At 44.4% G+C, this 1,197-nt stretch carries 1 protein-coding gene; it reads right to left on the bottom strand.

What is annotated here, in order from left to right; all coding sequences use genetic code 11:
- On the bottom strand, positions 1 to 264 hold a 264-nt coding region (locus WH5701_RS18225; protein WP_071934155.1), incomplete at its 3' end, for a hypothetical protein.
- Positions 265 to 1,197 lie beyond the last annotated feature (933 nt).

Here is a 1,197-nt window from a genome sequence, read left to right as displayed (position 1 = left end):
TGCTGCTACACGCGATTCCTTGACGAGTCTCCAAAGAACGTCTTTGCAAATCGCCGGGAGACGCGGGTGATCCATCAGCTCATCGGCACCTTGGCGTGCACGTTCGCACTGGTCTGGGCTGTTGTTCAGCGAACAGAGAAAGGCCTCTTTTTGCAGCGTTTTCAATACACCTTGGCTTGGCCAAGGCACATAGGTCGGAGCGGCTTGTAGGGGTGCTGCCAGGGCAAGGAGCAGCAGTGTTCGACTCGGAAGCGTCACGTTCATGGCCCCATTCTGCCCTGACGCTTGTCTCAATCGATTGATGTGTATCAGTGGTTTTATTTCTATTCCTTATCAAATATTGTAGTTGATGGGTGTCGGAATTGCATTCTTATATAGATGTATTTTTTTGACTAGTTTTGCAAGAGTATTCTAGCGAGAGTCTGAACTTTCTCTTGGTGTACATTTTTTTTGAGCACCACTAGGGCTGAGTTTGCAGGTAGTTTGAGTGGAATTATTTCTAGATTTTGTGCTTCGCCAGGCAGATTGCTGAGTGGGCATAGACAAGCATCAATGATTTGCTTTTTTAGACATTGAATATGATGTCGCTCGCTAGAAATATTTGAACTGCCCACGACCCAGCTTGGCGGTGCCGGATTGAAAAGAGGGTATTTAATCCAGCCATTGACTTCGATTCTTAGCTGCGATTTCCCTGTTAGACGAGCTTGTTGATGTACCTCTCTCTCGAGCTGTAGCAATGTTGAATCACCATTGATTTTCCACTGGCTTTGAGATTTACTGAATGTAATCCCTAATGCCTGGGCACGATTCGTTCCGTGCAAAATTGCTATCGAAGAATTGATCTAGAAGATTGTGTGATTCTCTTAATTAACCTTTGGCGCTAAGCTTGGAAAAATAGTGATTGAGCCTGTTTTAAATGTAATCATTTTGTTTTCGTCTGTTTGAGTCCAGGCGCCTGTTGTGTTTCGAGTTCTGTCCTTCGTCTTGAGATAAGATTTCGACAATCCCGCTTTTCCAGAAGACGCATCACGATTTAAATGTGTCTTCCCGCTCTGTATCAAGAATCGTATGCTTTTTGATTTTGTCGTAACCTAGTTCTGCTCCGATGTCTGTTGTTTTCTTCTCACGAACCTAATGACTTGTGCTTTCACGCCCTTAGTTTCTAGGATCAACAACCTTGCCAAACTCAGTATTTGT

Origin of the sequence: Synechococcus sp. WH 5701 (assembly GCF_000153045.1) — a bacterium.
Lineage (GTDB): Bacteria > Cyanobacteriota > Cyanobacteriia > PCC-6307 > Cyanobiaceae > Regnicoccus_A > Regnicoccus_A antarcticus.
Note: the sequence above shows the minus strand (reverse complement) of the source record. Positions and strands in the feature narration are given on the sequence as shown.